Origin of the sequence: Caldicellulosiruptor sp. F32 (genome assembly GCF_000404025.1) — a bacterium.
Taxonomy (GTDB): Bacteria; Bacillota; Thermoanaerobacteria; order Caldicellulosiruptorales; family Caldicellulosiruptoraceae; genus Caldicellulosiruptor; species Caldicellulosiruptor saccharolyticus.
Genome location: NZ_APGP01000117.1, coordinates 39,561 through 60,138, shown reverse-complemented (window position 1 = coordinate 60,138; position 20,578 = coordinate 39,561). Strand labels below are relative to the sequence as shown.

The 20,578-nt window shown below is 35.6% G+C and carries 18 protein-coding genes and 2 pseudogenes; 14 read left to right on the top strand and 6 right to left on the bottom strand.

Going from position 1 to position 20,578, the window contains the following annotated elements; genetic code table 11:
- Nucleotides 1-21 precede the first annotated feature (21 nt).
- The 6 genes and pseudogenes from H964_RS10650 to H964_RS10620 all read left to right on the top strand — a co-directional run bounded on the left by H964_RS10650 (nucleotide 22) and on the right by H964_RS10620 (nucleotide 6,153).
- Nucleotides 22-618, top strand: coding sequence for a TatD family nuclease-associated radical SAM protein (locus H964_RS10650; protein ID WP_039767509.1), 597 nt, complete (start codon nucleotides 22-24; stop codon nucleotides 616-618).
- A gap of 55 nt (nucleotides 619-673) precedes the next feature.
- Nucleotides 674-1,912: an AAA family ATPase gene (locus tag H964_RS10645; protein ID WP_039767507.1), complete on the top strand. Its 1,239-nt coding sequence runs from the start codon at nucleotides 674-676 to the stop codon at nucleotides 1,910-1,912.
- 4 nt (nucleotides 1,913-1,916) lie between these two features.
- A complete protein-coding gene (locus tag H964_RS10640; protein ID WP_039767505.1) occupies nucleotides 1,917-2,465 on the top strand; it encodes a hypothetical protein in 549 nt (182 codons plus the stop codon).
- A gap of 482 nt (nucleotides 2,466-2,947) precedes the next feature.
- Nucleotides 2,948-3,354, top strand: a pseudogene (gene tnpA / locus H964_RS10630) (IS200/IS605 family transposase).
- Nucleotides 3,348-4,499 carry an RNA-guided endonuclease TnpB family protein gene (locus tag H964_RS10625; RefSeq protein ID WP_039767499.1) on the top strand — a complete coding sequence of 384 codons (1,152 nt, stop codon included), beginning with the start codon at nucleotides 3,348-3,350 and terminating at the stop codon, nucleotides 4,497-4,499. Before tnpA ends, H964_RS10625 begins: the two are co-directional and overlap by 7 nt.
- A gap of 187 nt (nucleotides 4,500-4,686) precedes the next feature.
- The gene (locus H964_RS10620; protein ID WP_039767496.1) at nucleotides 4,687-6,153 is read left to right on the top strand and encodes a PIG-L deacetylase family protein; all 1,467 of its coding nucleotides are present in this window, start codon (nucleotides 4,687-4,689) and stop codon (nucleotides 6,151-6,153) included.
- A gap of 5 nt (nucleotides 6,154-6,158) precedes the next feature.
- Here H964_RS10620 and H964_RS10615 read toward each other — a convergent pair whose 3' ends face one another.
- From H964_RS10615 to H964_RS10605, 3 genes are all read right to left on the bottom strand, one after another.
- Nucleotides 6,159-6,575, bottom strand: coding sequence for a bifunctional nuclease family protein (locus tag H964_RS10615; RefSeq protein ID WP_039767493.1), 417 nt, complete (start codon nucleotides 6,573-6,575; stop codon nucleotides 6,159-6,161).
- A gap of 108 nt (nucleotides 6,576-6,683) precedes the next feature.
- Nucleotides 6,684-8,780: a heavy metal translocating P-type ATPase gene (locus H964_RS10610; RefSeq protein WP_039767490.1), complete on the bottom strand. Its 2,097-nt coding sequence runs from the start codon at nucleotides 8,778-8,780 to the stop codon at nucleotides 6,684-6,686.
- A gap of 33 nt (nucleotides 8,781-8,813) precedes the next feature.
- Complete coding sequence (locus H964_RS10605; RefSeq protein WP_039767488.1) at nucleotides 8,814-9,176, bottom strand: ArsR/SmtB family transcription factor; 363 nt, start codon at nucleotides 9,174-9,176, stop codon at nucleotides 8,814-8,816.
- Nucleotides 9,177-9,416: 240 nt separating this feature from the next.
- Between H964_RS10605 and H964_RS10600 the strand changes: the two genes are divergently transcribed.
- From H964_RS10600 to H964_RS10590, 3 genes are read left to right on the top strand one after another with little or no spacing between them, the layout of a single operon-like run.
- Nucleotides 9,417-10,694 (top strand): glycosyltransferase, encoded by a 1,278-nt coding sequence (locus H964_RS10600; protein WP_039767485.1) that lies wholly within the window; start codon nucleotides 9,417-9,419, stop codon nucleotides 10,692-10,694.
- Nucleotides 10,684-11,523, top strand: a complete 840-nt coding sequence (locus tag H964_RS10595) for an HAD-IIA family hydrolase (protein ID WP_039767484.1) — start codon at nucleotides 10,684-10,686, stop codon at nucleotides 11,521-11,523. Before H964_RS10600 ends, H964_RS10595 begins: the two co-directional genes overlap by 11 nt.
- A 1-nt stretch (nucleotide 11,524) precedes the next feature.
- The gene (locus H964_RS10590) at nucleotides 11,525-12,154 is read left to right on the top strand and encodes an SOS response-associated peptidase (protein ID WP_039767482.1); all 630 of its coding nucleotides are present in this window, start codon (nucleotides 11,525-11,527) and stop codon (nucleotides 12,152-12,154) included.
- 68 nt (nucleotides 12,155-12,222) lie between these two features.
- On the opposite strand, the pseudogene H964_RS13590 reads toward H964_RS10590, so the two are convergent.
- Nucleotides 12,223-12,348: pseudogene (locus H964_RS13590) on the bottom strand (stage V sporulation protein AE); the annotation flags it as partial.
- Nucleotides 12,349-12,706: 358 nt separating this feature from the next.
- On the opposite strand from H964_RS13590, the gene recD2 reads away from it, so the two are divergent.
- Nucleotides 12,707-14,932 (top strand): SF1B family DNA helicase RecD2, encoded by a 2,226-nt coding sequence (recD2, locus tag H964_RS10580; RefSeq protein WP_039767479.1) that lies wholly within the window; start codon nucleotides 12,707-12,709, stop codon nucleotides 14,930-14,932.
- On the opposite strand, the gene H964_RS10575 is transcribed toward recD2, so the two are convergent.
- Nucleotides 14,862-15,416, bottom strand: a complete 555-nt coding sequence (locus H964_RS10575; protein WP_039767477.1) for a biotin transporter BioY — start codon at nucleotides 15,414-15,416, stop codon at nucleotides 14,862-14,864. The genes recD2 and H964_RS10575 overlap by 71 nt on opposite strands.
- A gap of 302 nt (nucleotides 15,417-15,718) precedes the next feature.
- Between H964_RS10575 and H964_RS10570 the strand changes: the two genes are divergently transcribed.
- The 4 genes from H964_RS10570 (at nucleotide 15,719) to H964_RS10555 (ending at nucleotide 19,249) form a co-directional block, all read left to right on the top strand.
- The gene (locus tag H964_RS10570; protein WP_039767475.1) at nucleotides 15,719-16,048 is read left to right on the top strand and encodes a WG repeat-containing protein; all 330 of its coding nucleotides are present in this window, start codon (nucleotides 15,719-15,721) and stop codon (nucleotides 16,046-16,048) included.
- A gap of 144 nt (nucleotides 16,049-16,192) precedes the next feature.
- The gene (locus H964_RS10565; protein ID WP_307189061.1) at nucleotides 16,193-16,543 is read left to right on the top strand and encodes a toxin-antitoxin system HicB family antitoxin; all 351 of its coding nucleotides are present in this window, start codon (nucleotides 16,193-16,195) and stop codon (nucleotides 16,541-16,543) included.
- A 63-nt stretch (nucleotides 16,544-16,606) separates the two neighbouring features.
- The gene (locus H964_RS10560) at nucleotides 16,607-16,999 is read left to right on the top strand and encodes a hypothetical protein (protein ID WP_051109337.1); all 393 of its coding nucleotides are present in this window, start codon (nucleotides 16,607-16,609) and stop codon (nucleotides 16,997-16,999) included.
- Between the two features lie 171 nt (nucleotides 17,000-17,170).
- Nucleotides 17,171-19,249: an alpha-amylase family glycosyl hydrolase gene (locus tag H964_RS10555; protein ID WP_039767473.1), complete on the top strand. Its 2,079-nt coding sequence runs from the start codon at nucleotides 17,171-17,173 to the stop codon at nucleotides 19,247-19,249.
- 86 nt (nucleotides 19,250-19,335) lie between these two features.
- On the opposite strand, the gene H964_RS10550 is transcribed toward H964_RS10555, so the two are convergent.
- Nucleotides 19,336-20,562 (bottom strand): endo-1,4-beta-xylanase, encoded by a 1,227-nt coding sequence (locus H964_RS10550; RefSeq protein ID WP_039767471.1) that lies wholly within the window; start codon nucleotides 20,560-20,562, stop codon nucleotides 19,336-19,338.
- Between the last annotated feature and the right edge of the window lie 16 nt (nucleotides 20,563-20,578).

The window sequence follows — 20,578 nt, the reverse complement described above, 5'->3', positions numbered from 1 at the left end:
GGGAGATGAATCAAAGTAAAGATGGGAATGATAACATACACAATTGACAACAAGTTATATATCAATGTTACAAACAAATGCACAAACTCATGCATATTCTGTATAAGAAACACTGAAAAAGGGCTCGGTAGCGAGTATGACCTGTGGCTTGACCATGATCCAACAGCAGATGAGATTTTAAACAGCATAAAGGACCCACAAAAGTATGATGAGATTGTCTTTTGCGGCTATGGTGAACCTCTTATAAGACTTGATACTGTGATTGAGGTTGCAAAAAGGCTAAAAGAAAAGACATCTGTGCCACTTAGAGTCAACACTAATGGACATGCCTCTTACATTCACAAGAAAAATGTTCCACAGCTTCTTCATGGGCTTATTGACAGAATTTCGATAAGTCTTAACGCTTCAAACAAACAAAAGTACAATGAGATTTGTAGACCATTTTATGAAGACATATATGACCATGTGATTGAGTTTATAAAAGAAAGCAAAAAATACATAAGAGAAGTATGGGTTTCGTGTGTAGATACGGTCATAGATGAAGAGGAGATAGACAGGTGCAAGGAAATTGCCAGAGACCTTGGTGTGAATTTTAAATTGAGAGCGTATGAGGGATAATATAAAATAATAGTGGATTTATTAGGATTAAAAAAGTAAATTGAGGTGTCTTTTAATGAAATTGAAAAGTTTGAGCGTTAAAAACTTCAAAAGCTTCAAAGAAATTAATGTAGAGCTAAAAGATTTTAATGTAATTATTGGTGCCAATGCTTCAGGAAAATCAAATTTTGTACAAGTATTTAAATTTCTACGCGATATAATGAATCTTGGTTTAGAAAATGCTGTGTCCATCCAAGGAGATATTGAATATCTTACTAATTTAAAAGTTGGCCGTGGTGAAGAATTATCAATTAGTATAGTGTGCGAAATAGAAGATAATGAAAAAATCGCAAATACAAAGCAAAACATTGAAATGACTTTCCATGAAATGAGGTATGGGTTTTCTCTAAAAGAGAAAAAAGGAGCGCCAGGTTTTAAAATTGTTAATGATTGTTTGCTTCAAAAGTTTAAATTTAAAGATGAAGATGGAAAAATTATTGAGGGTGAAATCACACTGTCCCATAAAAAAGATAAAGTAGTGTACGGAATTTTTCCAAAAGGTATTGAGGAGAAAGTGGAAAGTCTTATTCCGCTTTTATATTTAAAAATGGATTCTTTACCCCAGAACATTCTGCTAATTCAAACGCCTTTGTTTTTTATCTGGCGACGATTGACGATAGATAATATATTCCGAAATATTTCGATTTACGATTTTGATCCAAAAAAGTCCAAAGAGGCGGCTCCAATTACAGGTAAGGCTGAATTAGAAGAAAATGGCAGCAATCTTTCAATAGTGTTAAAAAACATTTTAGAAAATGAAGAAAAAAGGCGAAAACTTTTTAATTTAGTAAGTGACGTTTTGCCATTTGTTAATAATCTGACTGTAGAAAAATTACCTGATAAGTCTTTGCTTTTCAAGCTCCAAGAGTCATACTTTGAAAAAAAGGATATTCCTGCATCATTGCTTTCTGATGGGACTATTAATGTAATAGCAATGATAATTGCGTTATATTTTGAGAGAAAAAAGTTTGTTATCTTTGAAGAGCCAGAAAGGAATATTCATCCTTTTCTTATTTCAAAAGTTATTGAAATGATGAAAGAAATTTCACGAAGAAAGCAAATTATTGTTACTACACATAATCCTGAAGTTGTCAAATATGCGGGGGTTGATAATCTTCTGCTTGTTTCTCGCGGCAGAGATGGCTTTTCAAAGATATACCGACCACTTGAGAAAGAAGAGATAAAAATATTTTTAGAAAATGATTTAGGAATCGAAGAACTCTTTGTTCAAAACCTTCTGGAGGTAGGAGCGTAAGTAAATGAACTGTGGCAAAGGTATATACATTTTGGTGGAAGGTGTAGATGATGAGAGGTTTTTTAGACGTATATTGGAACCCGAACTCTCTTCTAAATATTCTTTCGTTCATATTATGAGATACTGTGGTGATGAGTTTAGGAGCCTTAAAAATTTGCAAAAGTATTCTAATCTCATAAGGGCTTTTGTGAAAAGTAATAATGATTACATTTTTGTAACAGACATAGATGATTCACCATGTGTTACATATAAAAAAGAGCAAATTGCAAAGTTGATAGAGAATATAAACAAAGAAAATGTAATTATAGTTAAAAAAGAGATAGAAAGCTGGTACTTAGCAGGTGCAGAAGATAATTTTTGCTCAAAATTTGGAATTTCAGAGTCCCAAATTAGTAATACTGAAAAATTGTCAAAAGAAGATTTTAATAAGTTTATCCCTCGGAGTTTTGACAGGACAGATTTCATGATAGAACTTACAAAAAATTTTTCAATAGAAAAGGCTAAGAACCGAAATGCATCTTTTAAATACTTTATGGAAAAGTACATCGATTAGAAATTCTATTTTTGAAGTGTTTTTTGAAGAATGGTATTTGAAAATTCTCGTATATGTCTAAAATATATAAAAGGGAAAGAATATTTTATTAAAATCGGTCAATTATTCACATAACCACATCTACAAAAACAGAATAAAAACTTTGAAAAAGTTCATTTATTTTTGGTATTGATTGGTGTATACAAAAAACATATAATTAAAACTGTAAACAGCGGAGCAAGGGACAGACAACAAAGAAATGCGGCGGACAACCCCCTTGAGTTTTTAAAAAATACATACAGTGGAATCCCCCCGATTCATTTCCTCCTTTTATATAGAAAGCGGGCAGGAGCTCTACAAGCAAAGGAGCTTCTGCCCGCTTGCGATTTTAGGGGGAATTTTTTAACAAAGATTCTGCAAGAAGTCTCCATCTTCTGTAAGATGGAGATGAATTGCAGTTGATAAATATTTGGTTTCGGTATACAATTAAACTGGTGATGACAATGAAGTTTGATACTAATAAACATTCAGTATTTCTACTGTACTATCATTTGATTTTGGTAACAAAATACAGAAAAGATGTGATAGATGAGAGAATTTCAAGAAGGCTAAAAGAAATTTTTGAGTATATTCAACCTAATTACAACATAACCCTGGTTGAGTGGAATCATGATAAAGACCATGTGCATGTTTTGTTCAAGGCAACTCCTACAACATCACTTTCCAAGTTTATAAATGCTTATAAAAGTGCTTCTTCAAGGCTTATAAAAAGGAATTTCCTGAAATTAGGCAAAAACTGTGGAAGGAATATTTTTGATCAAGAAGTTATTGTTTGCTGACAAGTGGTGGTGCACCGGTTGAAGTGATTAGAAAATACATTGAAAGTCAAGGTGAGAAAAGAAAGTGTTGAAAGCATATAGGTATCGAATATATCCAACTAAAGCACAGGAAGAATTCTTTGAGAAGGCATTTGGTTGCTGTAGATTTGTATGGAACAAGATGTTAGAGGAAAAACTGGAAGCTTTGAAACAAGGTAAAAAAGTTCCAAGAATAACTCCAGCAAGGTATAAAAAAGAATATCCTTTCTTGAGAGAAGTGGATAGTCTTGCACTTGCAAATGTTCAAATGAAGCAGGAAAAGGCTTTTAGAGACTTTTTCAAAAATCCAAAACATTTTAGAATGCCAAAGTTTAAGAGGAAAAAAGACAAGCAGTCATACACAACGAATAACCAACAAACTAAGAGCGAAAACGAAACAATTAGGGTAGACTTTGAGAAAGGGCTTTTGTATTTACCGAAGGTGAAAAGTGGAATAAAAGCAGTATTTCACAGGGAGTTTGAAGGAAAAATAAAATCGGCAACAGTTGTTAAGACAAAAGCAGCCAGGTATTATGTAAGCATACTTGTAGATGTGCAGGACCCAAGAAATAAGGAGGTAAATCGAATTTTTGAGAATGAGATAACTAAACGAGAGAATTTCATCTGTGGGATAGATACAGGGCTTATAAGTTTTGTTACGATTGCAAATGATACAGGGATTTCGAAAATTGAATCCCCAAAGTATCTGATTAAAGCTGAGAAGAGATTAAAAAGGTTACAGAGGCAGTTATCAAGGAAGAAAGAGGGTTCTAAAAACTGGGAGAAAGCAAGAGAAAGACTTGCAAAGGAATATGAATATGTAAAGAACTCAAGGGAAGACTTTTTGCACAAGATATCTAAGACCATCATAGACGAGAACCAAGTCGTGGTGGTCGAAAGTTTGAACGTAAAGGGATTATCAAGAACAAGATTGTCAAAGCACATTCTTGATAGTTCATGGTCAAAGTTTTTGAGATATCTTAAATACAAGGCAGATTGGTATGGCAGGAAAGTCATAGAGGCAGACAGGTCATTTCCATCTTCGAAAATGTGTAGCAGATGTGGATACATCAACAAAGAGCTAAAGTTGAAAGATAGAGTGTGGATATGTCCGAAATGTAAAGCAGTCCATGATAGAGATGAAAATGCTGCAAAAAACCTGAAAAACTATGGAATTGCTTATATAAGGAATCAGTAGGGTGGGGACCACCCGAATTTACGCCTGCAAAGACCTGGACCTCTACTGCTGGGAATACAATCCCAGTAGCAAGTCTGGTCGATGAAGCAGGAAGCCTCCACCTCTTCAGGTGGATGGTAGTTCACAAAATATTGTAAAATAGAATAAGGCATATTTTTTTTTGTCAAAGGGGAATTTTAAAAACAACATGGCAAAGTACAGATTGGGTCAAGAAAAAAGAGGAGTAGTTTTTAGGAAAACTCAAAAAGAGAAGAAAAGAAGGTTTAAAAGAAAATATATACTTTACATCTTTGCTGCATGGATTTTGGCAAATGTACTTTTATTTTTGGTAAAAGAGTATCTTTCAAACTACTATTTTTCAACCCAGCTACCCGAACTTTCCCCGGAAAATTACAAAAAAATACTCATATTTGCACCACACTGTGACGATGAAACACTCTCATCTGCAGGTGTTATTCAAAAAGCACTTGCAGCAGGTAGCAAAGTTAAGGTTGTTGTGATGACAAACGGTGACGGTTTTACAAGAGCGGCTGGTCAAAACTTTGGCAAGATTAGATTAAAAGCCGAAGACTATATTAAATTTGGATACCTTCGTCAAAAAGAGACCATTCATGCGCTTGAGGATTTAGGGGTTGACAGGAAGAATATCATTTTCTTGGGATACCCTGATAGGGGTTTGAGGTATCTTTGGGAAAAGTACTTTGACTCAAAAGTGAGCTATTTTAATCCCCTTACCCGAACTTTTCATAGTCCATATTCAAATTCCTATGAGAAAAATGTCCAATACAAAGGCGTAAACGTGGTGAAAAACATAGAGAGTATAATAAAGTCATTTGAGCCAGATTTGATAATATACCCATACTCACGTGACCAGCATCCTGACCATTGGGCCACATCTGCATTTGTAAAGTTTTCACTTCTACAGCTGGGATATAAAGGTGAAGAATGGCAATATCTTGTCCACAGAGGTGACTGGCCAACTCCGTTTGGCAAGCACCCGGACATGTTTTTAGTACCACCATTTAAACTTGCGTTTACAGACACTAAGTGGTATCAGGTGCCACTTGATGGTTTTATGATAGAGAAAAAAGCAAACTCTATTTCAGATTATCATTCTCAGATAAAGGTTATGCGAGGGTTTTTAGAGGCTTTTATAAGACAAAACGAACTTTTTGCAAAGCTTGGCAATAGCGTTGCCAAAAGGTATGAGGGTGACAACCTGTTTTCGCCTAAATATCTGGTAATGGAAGAACCAACGCATGATATATGGTCGCTTATTTTTGAAAAAGGTGCAGACATAGATAGTATCTATGCTGCACATGATAGCGAAAATATATATATTGGTATCAGAATGGTTGGGTCTGCAAAAAGACTTATTAACTATTACCTTCACATTCGTGCATTCAAAGACCAAAAATATCTTGGAAGGATGTATATACAAATTTCAGGAAGTAAAATGAAGAGTGTAAAAACTATGACAACTCCTCACTTTTCTTTAGACAATTCAAAATTCCAAAGAAACAAAAATTATATGAAGATAGTTTTGCCAAAGAAAGATTTACAAAACACAAATATGCTATTTTTAAGTCTCAGGACAGAGTTTTTAGGCCGTCAGCTTGACAGAAGCGCATGGAGGGTGATACAGCTAAAATAACACCTTCATTGAGGAATTAGCTCTTCGTACTTGTAGGTAAATTCAATAAGCTTTAGCGCCATATAGATAGGGCTGTTTGTTCTAAGAGCAAGTGCAATTGCATCGCTTGGTCTTGAGTCTATGACAGATATGACATTGTTATAGTCTTTAAGATAAAGTTCTGCATAATATGTGCCGTCTTTGATGTCAGTGATTACAACCTTTTGAATTGAAATACCAAATTTTTGAAAGATGTTAACCATCAAATCATGTGTGATTGGGCGTGGAAGTTGCTGCTTTTCAAGGGCGAGTGAAATTGACTGTGCTTCTAAAGGCCCAATGAAGATTGGAAGTACCATTTTGTTGTTCTTGTCACACAACAGGACCGCAAATCCTCCACCTTCTTGGAAGAATGCAACGTTTAAAACGTACATCTCAATCATAGTGAATAGCACCTCTTTTAAATTGGAATAATTTACAACCAAGCAAAAGACCCCTTACTTTAATATTATGACACAAAGCAAGGGGTCAAATAAAGATTTTAGAAAAAATTATTTTTGGTTTTTTAAAATTCTAAGTGAGTTCAAAATGGCAATTAAAGCAACGCCGACATCTGCCAAAACTGCCTCCCAAAGATTTGCAAAACCCAGTGCACCCAAAGCCATAACTAAAAACTTTATAGATAGCGAAGTTGAAATATTTTGTATTACAACCCTGCGAACAAACCTTGAGATCTGGATCAGATCCAGAATTTTAACAGTTGAATTTTCAAGGAGTATTACATCTGCTGCTGCAGTTGCAATGCTTGAAGCATTCTGCGCAAACGAAATTCCAACATCACATACAGCCAAGGCAGGGGAGTCATTTATCCCGTCACCTACAAATACAACTGTTGCATTTTTAGCAACTTTTTTTATGTCTTCAGCAATCTTTGCTTTGTCTTGAGGAAGAAGATTTGCAAAAATTCCATCAAACTCAAGTTCACCTGCTAATTCTTCAGCAGCTTCCTTTTTGTCACCTGTGAGAAGATAAGTTTTTGTCCCCAGTTTTTTTAACAAATTCAATGTATCTTTTATATCTTGTCTGAGAAAGTCCTTCAAAACCACATATCCACAAAACTTATTATCTACACCAACATATACTGCTGTTGAAGCAATAAAATCTTCTTTTATATCAATCTTAACACCATTTTCTTCTAAAAACTCTTTTGTTCCAGCAATGACTTTTTTGCCATCTACAACTCCTTCTATTCCTTTGCCAGGATACTCTTTTACTTCTTTTACTAACTGGGCATCAACTTTGACTTTAAATTCTTTGGTAACAGAAAGAGCAATTGGATGATTTGAAAAACTTTCTATGTGGCAGAGAAGTTTTATAAACTCTTCATGGGATATATCTTTTGTCACAACTTTGTCAACTTTTAGGCTGCCTTGAGTGATAGTTCCAGTTTTATCAAAAAGAATAGCATAAATTTTCCTTGCCATCTTGTCAATGTATGTTGTCCCTTTTACAAGGATTGAAGCTTTAGATAGTCGTGCAACCCCTGCAAAATAGGAAAGAGGCACAGATAAAACAAGGCTACACGGGCAAGAAATAATCAGGAATATCAGTGCCCTATAAACCCACTTGTCAAATGGCTGTGAAAACAAAAGTGGGGGTAAGAGTGCTACCAAAAGAGCAAAGAGCGTAACAATAGGGGTATAAACCTTTGCAAAAGAAGTAATGAACCTCTCTGTCTGTGATTTTTTAGATGTTGCATTTTCTACAATCTCTATTATCTTTGAAATTGTAGAGTCTTTGTAAAAGCTCTTGGCAAGCACTTCTATCGTTCCATCAATATTTATTGACCCTGCAAACACTTCATCGTTTTTTTTCACAGGAATTAGCCTTGACTCACCTGTGACTGCAGATGTGTCCAAAAAAGATCTACCTGCTGCTACAACTCCATCAATAGGTACCCTTTCACCTGCTTTGACAATGACAATGTCACCAGGAACGATGTCTTTTGGATTTACCCTTTTTATTTCATTTTCAATCTTCAGGTTTGCATATTCAATTTCAAGGTTTTTCAAGGAATTTATAGTCTTCCTTGACCTTCTGATTGCTGTCTCTTCAAGTAGCTCGCCTATTTTGTAAAGAAGCATAACAAGGACTGCTTCAGGATATTCTTTGAGCAAAAAGGCAGAGATTGTAGCAACTGTCATCAAGAAATTTTCATCAAAGACTTTTAATAGAAGTAGATTTTTCAAAAACTTTTTTATTACATCTTTTCCCGCTAAAATGTATGCCAAAACAAAAAATATCAGCCCCCACCAAGTTCTTTTGTAAATAAAAAGTCCAATTACAAAGAAGAGAATTGACAGAATTATCGAAGACAGTTCTTTTATATCAACCACAGGCTTTTCGGCTTCTGCCTCTAAAACTCTCACGTTCGGCTCAATTTCATTTACAATTCTTGTAACACTATCCAAAAAGAGTTTATAATTGTTAGGTGAGATTTCAGCTGTGAGCTTTTTTGTGACAAAATTCAAATTTGCACTTTTGACAAAGTATAGGCTATTTACCCTTTCCTCAATTTTAGCTGCACAGTTTGCACAGGAAAGATTTTCTAATATGAGTTCAACCTTGCCATTTCTCAAATTTACCATCCCCTCTTGATGTTATTAATTTTTGTAAACAAATCAAGCTTTTTCTGAAAGGTGCAAAAGCCCAAGCTCTAATATACTTTTTACATGGTCATCGTTTAAGCTGTAATAGACCACTTTTCCTTCTTTTCTGCTCTTAACCAGCCTAAATGCCTTTAAAAGCCGCAGCTGGTGAGATATTGCCGACTGGGTTACCTGAAGCAGCGCTGCTAAATCGCATACACACATCTCTGATATCAAAAGTGCGCTTAAAATCTTCACTCTTGTGGAATCAGAAAACACTTTAAAAAACTCAGATAGATCAAATAGCTTCTCATCATCAGGCAGTTCTTTTTTTACCTTCTCAAGAATGTCTTGATGAATTATCGTACATGAGCAAGTATCTATCTTTTTTGACATTCTTTTCACCTCCGATCATTGGTTGATTTTTGGACAGAAATAATTAAGATTCTATTCAATAAACATATGAACAATTATTCATATGTTTATTATATATCTTTTATATTGTCTTGTCAACCACTGCAGGATTTTTAGCTTGAAAGATGGCAATATAATTTTGAAATCCTTGACGCAAAATCTTTTCAAGTGCTACACTTGAAAAGAAGAGGATTGTAAAAAATTTTTTTGGGGGTTTGACAGGTGAACCTTATACTCCTTACAATTGGCTATCCCCATCCTAAAAGGGATGTGTTTGTGGGAAACGAGATAGATTTTCTTTGTAAGGCTTTTGACACGATCTATATTCTGCCAGTTCAAGCGGGCAAGATTTTACCCAAAAAATTAAAAAATGGTGACAAATACAAACCCCACGAAAAGGTAAAAGTGTGGGATGTTGAGTACACAATAAAGGATGTTTTATTTATTTCTCCAAGGCTAATAGGACTTGCAATAAAAGAAGCCTTCAAGGCAGTTTTTCAAAAAAGCACAATTAGGTATAAGATACTCTATCTTTGGATGATTTTTAGATGGATCTTTTTGACAAGCATAACATTGAAAAATCTTAGCAAACTATTTGAAAAAGAAGGAATTGACCCAAAAGATACAATCCTTTATTCCTATTGGTTTCACTTTTTGGCATTTGCTATTTCTCTTTTTAAAAAGCCTGTTGCGCTAAAAATCTCAAGAGCGCATCGCTCAGACCTATATAGAGAACTTTACCCTCAGCCCTGTAAGGAGTTTATAATAAATCACATTGATAAAGTATTTGCATGCTCCAAGATGGGTGCAGAATATATAAATAAAAAGTATAACACAGACAAAGCAGTCGTTTCATACCTTGGAACTTTCAATGACTATGAAATAAATCTTAACAAGAAAAGATCAAAGCCTTTTAAGATAGTCAGCTGTGCAAGGGTTGTATCTGTCAAAAGGGTTGAAAAAATAATAGATAGCCTTGAGAAGATTACAGACTATGAAATCTCATGGATTCACATAGGTGATGGTGATCTTTTTGGAAACATAAAAAATTATGCAGATGAGAAACTTTCAAAAAAAGAAAATATTAGCTACAATTTTCTGGGATTTATGCCGAACGATAGAATTACAGAGCTTTATGCCAAAGAGAATTTCAACCTGTTTGTAAATACAAGCTCATCTGAAGGTCTTCCAGTTTCAATCATGGAGGCAATGTCATTTGGAATACCAGTTGTGGCAACAGACGTTGGCGGTGTGCGTGAGATTGTAAAAGATGGATCAAATGGTTATTTGCTTGAAAAAGATTTTTCAGCAGATAGGCTCTCATCGTTAATAAAAAGATTTATTGAAATGCCAGAGATAGAGTATCAGAGATTTTGTATTGAGGCAAGAAAGACATGGGAAGAAAAGTTCAATGCTCAAAAAGCGTATGAGGAGTTTGTGAATACTGTGATAAAGCTTGCACAATCAAAAAAAGGAGCTGGGCTAAAACATGGAAAATAATAAGTTTGAGCTGCTACGGAAAATAGATCTTTTTTTACTAGACATGGATGGCACAATCTATCTTGGCGACAGGTTATTTGAGGGCAGCAAGGAGTTTGTACAGCTTTTAAAAGAAAATAATAAAGAGTTTTTGTTTTTGACAAACAACTCATCAAAAAGCTCTGATGACTACTTAAAAAAGTTATCAAAAATGGGAATTGAGATTACAAAAGAAAACCTTCTCACATCGGGTCAGGCAACTGCTATTTATCTTAAAAGTATTGACCAAAGAAGTGCTGTCAGTGCATATGTTGTGGGGACGCAGTCTTTGAAAGATGAACTCAAAAGTTTTGGGATAAATGTTGTAGATAGCATTGAAAAAGAAGATGTAGATTACCTGATTGTTGGGTTTGACACAGAACTTACCTACAAAAAGCTACTGGATGCTTGCAAGCTTATAAGAAAAGGAGTGCCTTTTTTGGCAACAAACCCTGATTTGGTTTGTCCTCTTGACGGTGGTGAGTACATTCCAGATTGTGGCTCAATCTGTATAATGCTTGAAAATGCCACAAAGAAAAAGCCTCTTTATATTGGAAAGCCATCTTCAATAATTGTTGAGGTCATCTCAAGGTTTAAGAATGTAGAAAAAAGCAAAATGGCTATGATTGGCGACAGGCTCTATACAGATATAAAGATGGCAAATGACAATGGAATGATTTCAATTCTTGTTTTATCTGGCGAGACGAATTATGAGGATATAGAAAAATTCCAGGTAAAGCCTACTTTGATATATAACTCAATCAAGGATATCTATGAGGATTTGAAAATTCTTTACAGGGGTGTAAAGTGAAATGTGTGGAAGATATCTATTTTTGCCAGATGAACAAATCGAAGAGATAAAAAACATCTTACAAAGAATTAATCAAAAATTTTATGGTACACCATTTTTGGACAAACTCAAAATAGGAGAGATTTTCCCAACAGAGCTTGTCCCTGTAGTTGTTGCAAGTGAAGATGGGAAAGATGCTACAATTGCCCGCTGGGGTCTGCCTATTGAGGGCAAAAAGCAGGTGATAATAAATGCGAGGGCAGAGACTTTGCTTGAAAAGTGGACTTTCAAAAAGATAGCTCATCAAAGATGTCTTGTTCCAGCAGTCGGATTTTATGAGTGGCAAAAGCAAGATGATGGCAAGCAAAAGCTTTTAATAAAGCCTCAGGACAGAAGCCTTTTTTACATGGCGGGGCTTTACGAGAAAATCAATTTAGGAGATGACACTGAAATTGATGCATTTGTAATTATCACAACGCAACCAAATTTCCAAATTAAGCCAATTCATGACAGAATGCCAGTGGTACTAAAAAAAGAATATGAGGATTTGTGGCTTTTTGAAAAAGGTAATGAGAAAATCTTGAGGAAACTTTTTGAGACTGTGCTAAAACCATATGAGGGGGAAATGGAAATTGAAAAGATCAATGAGTAAGGAGATAAATTTGCATTTGTTCTAAAACATTAGATTTAGGAATCTTTTGAAGTCTAGTATGAGAAATTCTATTTACTCTTAGGATTAAAAATAAGTGCAATTATATACCCAAAAAACACAGCTGCAGCAATACCGCCAACTGTCCTTGATACTCCCCCTGTAAATGCCCTAACAAATCCAATTTTTTTCACCTCTCTGTGGAATTAAAAAGGTGACAATCTATTCAACTTCAATCGATAGTACATGCGCAATTACAGGAATGCTCATATAAAAAACGCTAAAAGGCAGTTTTTCAGAGTATTTGTCCTTGGCTCAATAGATTTTACCATGCTCTGGTATTATTGAACTTTTTTCTTTTAAATTCATCCTTATTCCCCCACAAACCAGGATAACTGCTGCAAGTATCATTAGCCACTATTTTATGTCTATGTGGGCAAGGGGAGTGTGCACAATAAAAGAAGAATGTGAGCTTGAGAATGTTTTTGGTTTGGAGTAAGATATAATGTAGCAAGAGAAAGAAAAATTTTTGCAGCAAGAGAGGATTTATATAAGATGCTTCAAGACATAAAAGGCATGGTAAGCGACATTATATATAGAAACTTAGAAAACAACTACACAGTGTTTGAGATACTCTGCGATGATGAGGTTTACACAGCAGTTGGAGTTGTACCTGACATTGTAATTGGTGAGAAAGTAAAAGTATATGGTGAATTTTATGTCCACCCTGTCTATGGTCAGCAGCTAAAAGTGTCGTACCTTGAAAAGCTTTTGCCAGAGACAAAGGATGAGATTTACCTCTACCTCTCTTCAGGTGTCATAAAAGGCATTGGGCAGAAGACTGCAAAGAAGATTGTGGAAATGTTTGGCGACGATACAATGAGAATTTTGCAGGAAGAACCTGAAAAGCTTTTGGCTGTGCGCGGAATGACACCTGAGAAGGTTGAGAGGATAAAGAATATGTTTTCGTTCCAGAAGTTTTTAAAAGACATCATGACAATATTTTCCCAGTATGGACTTTCACAAAACCATGCAATGAGACTTTTTAAATTATATGGTTTTTCAGCTTTGGGGCTACTTTACGACAACCCCTATTTTTTACTTGACGTATTTCCAGAGCTTGACTTTAAAAAAGTGGACAGGCTTGCATTTGACTTGGGAGTTTCACCTGATGATATGAGAAGAATCTCAGCAAAGATTGTAAATCTTTTAAACATGGGTAGCAATAATGAAGGGCATACATGCCTTCCAAAAGAAAAACTCATTTTGTTTGTTTCAAAGGCGCTTGAACAAGATACAGAGAAGGTTGAAGAAGCACTTGATAGTCTTATAAAAGCAAAAAGGGTTGTTATTGATACTGTTGACGGTCTTGAGATGGTTTTTTTATATGGATTTTTTGAGTGTGAAAGGTATATCGCGGAAAAGATTGCCTCAATGCTAAAGGAATATAATGACATTTTAGACATAGATGAAAGAATCTCTGAGTTTGAAAAGAAAAACAGCATAGTATTTTCTCAGAATCAGAAAAAAGCTATCAAAATGGCCCTAACTCAAGGTGTGAGTGTGATTACTGGGGGGCCCGGCACAGGAAAGACTACGATTATAAAATGTATAATTGAGATATTTGAGCAGGAAGGCAAAAAGGTTTTCTTGTGTGCACCAACTGGAAGGGCAGCAAAGAGGATGCAGCAGCAATGTGAAAAAGAGGCAAAGACTATTCACAGGCTTTTGGAAATGACTGTAACAGATTCTCAAGTGTTTTTTCAAAAAGGACCCAATAATCCCTTGAAATGTGATGTCATTATAGTTGATGAGATGAGCATGGTTGACAGCTACATTATGTACTATCTTCTTTCTGCGACAAAAGATACAACAAGACTTGTTTTAGTTGGCGATAAAGACCAGCTCCCTTCTGTTGGTGCAGGAAATATATTAAAAGACCTGATACGAAGCGATGTTGTTCCATATGTAAGGCTTACTGAAGTGTATAGACAAAGTGAAGACAGCTTTATAGTTTTAAACGCACACAGGATAAACAATGGTGAGTTTCCATACCTTCAGAAAAACAGTGATTTTTATTTCATTCAAAAAAATTCTCAAGAGGAAATACTAAAAACCATTGTTGAACTTGTAACAAAAAAGCTGCCAAACTATTTATCAGCCGACCCGCTGACAGACATTCAGGTTTTGTGTCCATCTAAAAAAGGAGTTGTGGGGATGTACAATATAAACAGGGTACTTCAGCAGTATTTAAATCCCAAAGATGGGTCTAAAAAGGAGGTTGTCTACAAAGAAAACACTTTCAGAGTCGGCGACAAGGTGATGCAAATAAAGAACAACTATTCACTTGAATTTACAATTATAGAAGGTGAAGAGAAGGGCAAGGTCTCAACAGGGATATTCAACGGCGATATTGGGGTTATAAAGGACATTGACAGGGCAGGCGGTGCAATGGAGATTGTATTTGACGATGACAAGCTTGTATTTTACGACTTTTCTCTCTTGGATGACTTGGAGCTTTCTTATGCCATGACTGTTCACAAATCCCAAGGGTCTGAGTTTAGGTGCATTGTAATGCCAGTTGTTGAGACCTACCCGATTTTAATGACAAGAAACCTTCTGTACACAGCAGTTACGCGCGCAAAGGAACTTGTTGTGCTGGTGGGTAAAAAAAGTGCCTTAGAGTACATGATAGCAAACCAAAAAGAGGCTATGCGATATTCAGCACTTTACGACTTTTTAAAAAGGAAGCTAAAAGATACGCAATTGCAAGCTTTATAATATCAGGTATTACAAATGGTGCAACACCTACCAAAAAAGCCTTTTTTAAAGTAAGATGAGCAGCAACTGCTAAAAACAAAAATCCCAATGTATAAATTAAGCACAAACCAACAATGAGAGCGAAAGCTGCGTTAATAATATCATTTTTTATTGGCTTTTTTGTATTTATATAGCTTGTTACAAATGCAGCAATTGGAAAAGCTATTAAATACCCACCTGTTGGGCCAACAAACTTAGAAAGCCCACCAGTAAACCCAGCGAAAACAGGAATACCAACAGCACCCAAAAGGTCATAGACAAGAAGGCTTAAAAAAGCATACTTTGGTGGCAAAATTAAGCTTGCCAAGAAAATTGCAAAAACCTGCATAGTAAACGGCACAGGCCCAATTTGAATTGAAATTTGGCTACATGCAGCAACAACTGCTGCAAAAAGAGCAGAAAGAACAAGCATTTTTGTTGTATATGTGCTCTTTGTATATTCCATATTTTTTGCCCCCTTAAAGTAAACTTTCTATTTAAAAATGGTTTACTAAAAATATAGCAAGGAAATAGACCATTGTCAAGAAGGATGATGGGTGGTTTTGAAAAATCAAAAGAATTTAAATAAATGAGATGAAAAGAAAAAGATTTCTGTACTGCTTTTTTAAATTAATGTAGGTATTTACAACTTTGTATGGTTGTATTATTATAGATATAAAAGGGCACATCTTTTAATTTTCTTTGGTTCCAAACTCTGGTTTTAAAGAAACATAAAAAGTTTATTAAAAATTTGGAGGGAAATAAATTATGAAAAGACTTTTGTCAGTTATACTTATTATACTTTTAAGCTTGAGTGTTTTGCCTACAGCTGGTGCAAAGAATGAAGTTAGTGTTACTTATGTGATAAAACAGTCGTTTGATTTTGGTGATGTAAGAGATTTTCACGAAGGGTTTGCTGCAGTGGAAAAAGGAGGTAAGTGGGGTTTTGTAGACAAAACTGGTAAAGAAGTTGTACCTTTAATATATGAAAGCGTAAGAGAATTTTCAGAAGGTTTTGCATGGGTTAAAAAGGACGGCAAGTGGGGGATTATTGCAAATCCTCTTAAGACCAAAAACCTGCCGGTAAAAAGCAAATAATTTGTATCAGAACAACAAAAGGGGATTTTAGCAAATTATGCTAAAATCCCCTCAATTTATTTTTACCACTATTTACATCCTGCAGACTTTAAAAAAATATGCTTTTGTGGTACCTATTAAAGCATTGGGGAAACTTAAAATGTAATCAAATGCTGGATTGAAACAGCAAGAGAAAAAGGAAGACAAATTCCACCCCCAGATGAGTATAAAGAAGAAGAGTACAGCGGAAGACTTGTTTTGCGCATTCCAAAGTCGCTTCATAAGCGCTTGGCAGAGGAAGCAAAAAAAGAAGGTGTCAGCTTAAATTCCTTTATTCAACATTTGATTTCTTACGCTTTGGGATGTAGAGAAAATAAAACGCAAGAATTGACTATTCCATATATTCCTGGTTCTACTCTTAAAGGATCGATCCGGAATATCTTTATAAAAAAGGAGCGTTACGTTCCTCCTGTTTTACAGCTGGGTAATTTCCAACAAAAAGATAGGAGGGATTAATTTGCCAAAAATAAAAGACATAGCTCATCATTAAAAGATTTAATAAAAGGAGTTGCAGTATTTTTGCAGGATGTGGAAGCAAAAAGCATGTTAGATTTATCGAATCCCCCTAAATCAATAGATCATACACTAAACTATGATTATAAAATTGTAAACATTGAAAATAACCAAGTAAACATTAAATTAGTGATAAATATTGAAAGTATACCTGAAAATCTTTTTAAGATAAAATTAGAGGTAATAGGAAAATACTTGTTTAAAGAAGCCATTAATGAAGAGATAGTTTTAAATGATGTTCCTTTTTTACTTGATGCACTTGCACCTGAAGTAAGCTATATAGTGAGTTTTTTGACAGACAGAATGTTAAAACAGCCATACATTATCCCGCCTATAATTTCACTTGAGCTGGATGTTCCAAAAGACACAAAAAAGAAAAATACAAAAGCCTCCATCTAACATAGAGCTTTTGCGCAAATTTTTCTATGTAAGGAAGTTACTTTTTTTAATAAAATTTCTTCTATCCAATTGTGTGACAATATGATATAATATTCTCAACAAAATGCAAACGTTTGCTGATTAAGAATTGATTTTGCATGGACTAAAAAAAGCAGAAAGGGGAGAGTTCTTTTGCAAAATTCCAGTCTTCTGAACCTGCTGCAGATTCTCAAAGAAAAATCTGAGAAGTGGAGCAAAACAAATGACTATAGAATACCAAAGATATGGGATAGTTTCAACTATTCAGGTGAGGAAAAAAGAGAAAATTTTGATGGCACAATTTCGGTAAATCCTTATAACTTTCTATATGAATGCATAACAAAAGCTATTTTACCCTATGCAGATTCAAATACTAATTACCTGCAATCGTTAGCACAAATTGAAAGAAAAAAAGGAGTTTTTTTATCTGCTCAAGGCAATTGGATTAAAAAAAGCAGCGTCTATGGAATGCAGATAAGAACAAGTTCTGCTTGGGACCACGACGGCGACAGAGAGTTAAAACTTGAAAATAGATTTGGGCTTAAAGACACTGGAACTTTCGTTAAAACAATTGCGCTTTTGCCTCTTATCAAAAAGATGGGGTTTGATACCATTTATACCCTTCCCATTACCAAAAACAGCACAAGATACAAAAAGGGTGAGATGGGCTCACCATATGCAGTCAAGAACTTTTTTGAACTTGACCCTGTTTTAAAAGACCCTATGACAGATGAGCTTTCAATAGAAGAAGAGTTTGCAGCTCTTATTGAGGCTTGCCACATACTTGGAATAAGATTTGTTATAGACATAATACCGCGAACATCTGCAAGGGATTCAGATTTTATCTTAGAACATCCTGATTGGTTTTACTGGATAAAAGTCTCAAACAGAGAAAAATACGGTCCACCAAAGCTAACACTGATAAAAGAGTTCACAAAGGCAGATGAGTCTAACATTGAACTTATCTACAAAGACCCCGCTGTAAAGGAGCATCTAAAGCTTTTTATGCCCTCACCTGACAAGTACGCACCTGAAAAGTGGGAAAAAATAAAAGAAGTTTGCAAGCAAAATCCAGATAGAGACTTTTTTGAGCTGATAGAAAAGGAAATAGGGCTTACAACTGCTCCTGCATTCTCTGACTGTCTGAACGACCCACAGCCGCCCTGGACAGATGTTACGTATTTGAGGCTTTATTTAGACCATCCTGTGCAGTCTGCAAGGTATGTAGATCAAGACCAGCCACCTTATATTCTTTTTGATACTATAAGGGCAAATATTTTCAAAGGTAAAAAGCCAAACATAGAACTTTGGGAAAGGATTTCAAACATCATTGTACATTACCAGCAGAAGTTTGGGATTGATGGTGCACGAATAGATATGGGTCATGCGCTGCCAAAAGAGTTGGAAGACATGATAATCTCCAAGGCAAAAGAAGTGGATCCTGATTTTTGCTTTATTGCAGAAGAGCTAAGTTTGAGCGGCGACAAGAAAGCAAAAGAGTCGGGCTATGATATGATAATTGGAGATGTTTGGGCAAGAGAGACAAGGTATTATGAGGGAAATCTCAAAAAGATGATAGACAAGCTTTTGAAATTAAAACTTCCTGTTTTTGCAGCATCTGAGATTCCAGACAGTCCGCGGGCGGCCTCAAGGGTAGGCGGCAAAAATTTTTCAAGGTTTTCTGTTGTTCTCAACAACTTTTTGCCAAATGCAGTTTTCTTCTTGACATCAGGGCAAGAGGTTTTTGAGGTCCAGCCGATGAACTTAGGACTTGACCCACAGCCAGATGGAAGGTTTAAGTTACTTAAGTCTGACCCGCTTTACGGCAAGCTTGCATTTTTTGACAGGTATGCTCTTCACTGGACAAATGACGGTGCTCAAGAGATGATAGAAATAATTTCTGCCGTGTCAAAAATAAGAAAAAGGTATGTTGATTTTATTAAACCTGAAAACTTCATTAAGTTTCCATACAACAGCAAATTTGTCGTAGCATTTGGCTACAAGCTTGAGCTGAAGGATGAGAAGTATTTGATTGTCATTGCAAATGCTGATTTGCTAAGAGCAAAGAGAGTAGAAATTAATTTAGAAAAGGCACAGCTTGGTTTGGCAAGAGAAATAAAAGAAGTTGGCACGCTATTTGCTCTTAAAAGTACCAGCCCTGTAAAGTTTCAAGATCAAAAACTCAGCATCTTTTTAGAGCCTTTGGATATAAAAATTGTTTTAGCAAAATAAAAAGAAGGGGCTTTGTTCCAAAAACGGTGGATGAAAAGCCCCTTCTATTTTTATGTATGAAACTGTTTTACATAGAAAAACTTCTTTTAGAGAGTTATTTCTACAACTTCATTTGCCCTGTCAAGGACAAAATTAGCTTTTTTGTCTTTGCAAACAACTTCATATTCGCCCATGAAACCTGATACTTTTACAGTGCCATTTTCGTCTGTAATCAACCTTTGTGTATCTGTCCACCATTCTTTCTTTATCAATTGGTAAAGGGTGGAGTAAATAGGTTTTACTCTGCCATCTTTTGTAATAAATCCGGCTGGTGCGCCAAGCCAAGCGAAAGTATCAATGAAATTCCACCATGTAATTGCTTCAACAAGTGGGTGTGCAAACAACATTTTGTAGAAAAGTTTTGCTTCCATTGCCTGCCTTTCTTCGCCCTCAGGAGTTGATGGCCAGCTTTCAGGCTTGTAGTCGTTGAGGTCTTTTATGTGCGGTGGCATAAGCTTTCCAGAGATTAATGTAACTTCTGTAAAGTGAAGAGGAAGGCCAAACCGTGAAAACCTCTCTAAAACTTCCTGTGTCTTTTCCACTCCCCAGAAACCCTGGTGCATATGTGACTGTATTCCTATTGCGTCAATCTTCACACCTGCATCAAGCAATGCTTCAATCAAAATTTCATAGGCGTCTGATACAACATAGTCATTGATAAGCAGAATGCTTTTCGGATTTGCCTCTCTTGCTGCGTCAAAGACCATTTTGACAAGACCTATTCTGCCATATTGCCTGCAAATTCTGGTGATTCCATTGTCGTATTTGTTGAAGTTTGGCATTATAACAACCTCATTTATTACATCCCACATATCGATAAGACCGGCAAAATCGCTTACCTCACGCTTTATCCTCATAAGCTGAGCTTCTAAAATTTGGTCATTGGTAAGCTCTAAAAGCCAGTCAGCAGTAACTGTGTGCCAGCAAAGTGGATGACCTTTGAGAACAAAACCACCATTTTTTAACCACTCAGCTGCTTTTTTAAGCCGCTGCGTATCTGGTTTGCCCCTGACAGGTTCGAACCTGCCCCAGTAAAAAGGAAGAGTAGCAAAGTTGAAAAGGCCAACAAATTTTTCAAAGGCCATCTCAGTTTTTTCTTTCAGGTCACCTGAAAACTCGCCGTTTACAAAAGGAACAATCGAAAATTCTGCACATCCAAATAAAAACTTGTGTTTTTTCTGGCTGACTGTGATTTCAACATTTTTCAAAGGTTTGCCATCAGCTGCGGTAATTTTCAATAGCACTTGGCTTTTTCGGTGTTCGTATCTATCCATTTTTAAAACCTCCTAA

Bases quoted from the DNA above. Each gene is read 5' to 3' on its own strand.
- H964_RS10650 (WP_039767509.1), top strand. From the start codon at position 22: ATGGGAATGATAACATACACAATTGACAACAAGTTATATATCAATGTT.
- H964_RS10645 (WP_039767507.1), top strand. From the start codon at position 674: ATGAAATTGAAAAGTTTGAGCGTTAAAAACTTCAAAAGCTTCAAAGAA.
- H964_RS10640 (WP_039767505.1), top strand. From the start codon at position 1,917: ATGAACTGTGGCAAAGGTATATACATTTTGGTGGAAGGTGTAGATGAT.
- H964_RS10620 (WP_039767496.1), top strand. From the start codon at position 4,687: ATGGCAAAGTACAGATTGGGTCAAGAAAAAAGAGGAGTAGTTTTTAGG.
- H964_RS10615 (WP_039767493.1), bottom strand. From the start codon at position 6,575: ATGATTGAGATGTACGTTTTAAACGTTGCATTCTTCCAAGAAGGTGGA.
- H964_RS10610 (WP_039767490.1), bottom strand. From the start codon at position 8,780: ATGGTAAATTTGAGAAATGGCAAGGTTGAACTCATATTAGAAAATCTT.
- H964_RS10605 (WP_039767488.1), bottom strand. From the start codon at position 9,176: ATGTCAAAAAAGATAGATACTTGCTCATGTACGATAATTCATCAAGAC.
- H964_RS10595 (WP_039767484.1), top strand. From the start codon at position 10,684: ATGGAAAATAATAAGTTTGAGCTGCTACGGAAAATAGATCTTTTTTTA.
- H964_RS10590 (WP_039767482.1), top strand. From the start codon at position 11,525: ATGTGTGGAAGATATCTATTTTTGCCAGATGAACAAATCGAAGAGATA.
- recD2 (WP_039767479.1), top strand. From the start codon at position 12,707: ATGCTTCAAGACATAAAAGGCATGGTAAGCGACATTATATATAGAAAC.
- H964_RS10575 (WP_039767477.1), bottom strand. From the start codon at position 15,416: ATGGAATATACAAAGAGCACATATACAACAAAAATGCTTGTTCTTTCT.
- H964_RS10570 (WP_039767475.1), top strand. From the start codon at position 15,719: ATGAAAAGACTTTTGTCAGTTATACTTATTATACTTTTAAGCTTGAGT.
- H964_RS10550 (WP_039767471.1), bottom strand. From the start codon at position 20,562: ATGGATAGATACGAACACCGAAAAAGCCAAGTGCTATTGAAAATTACC.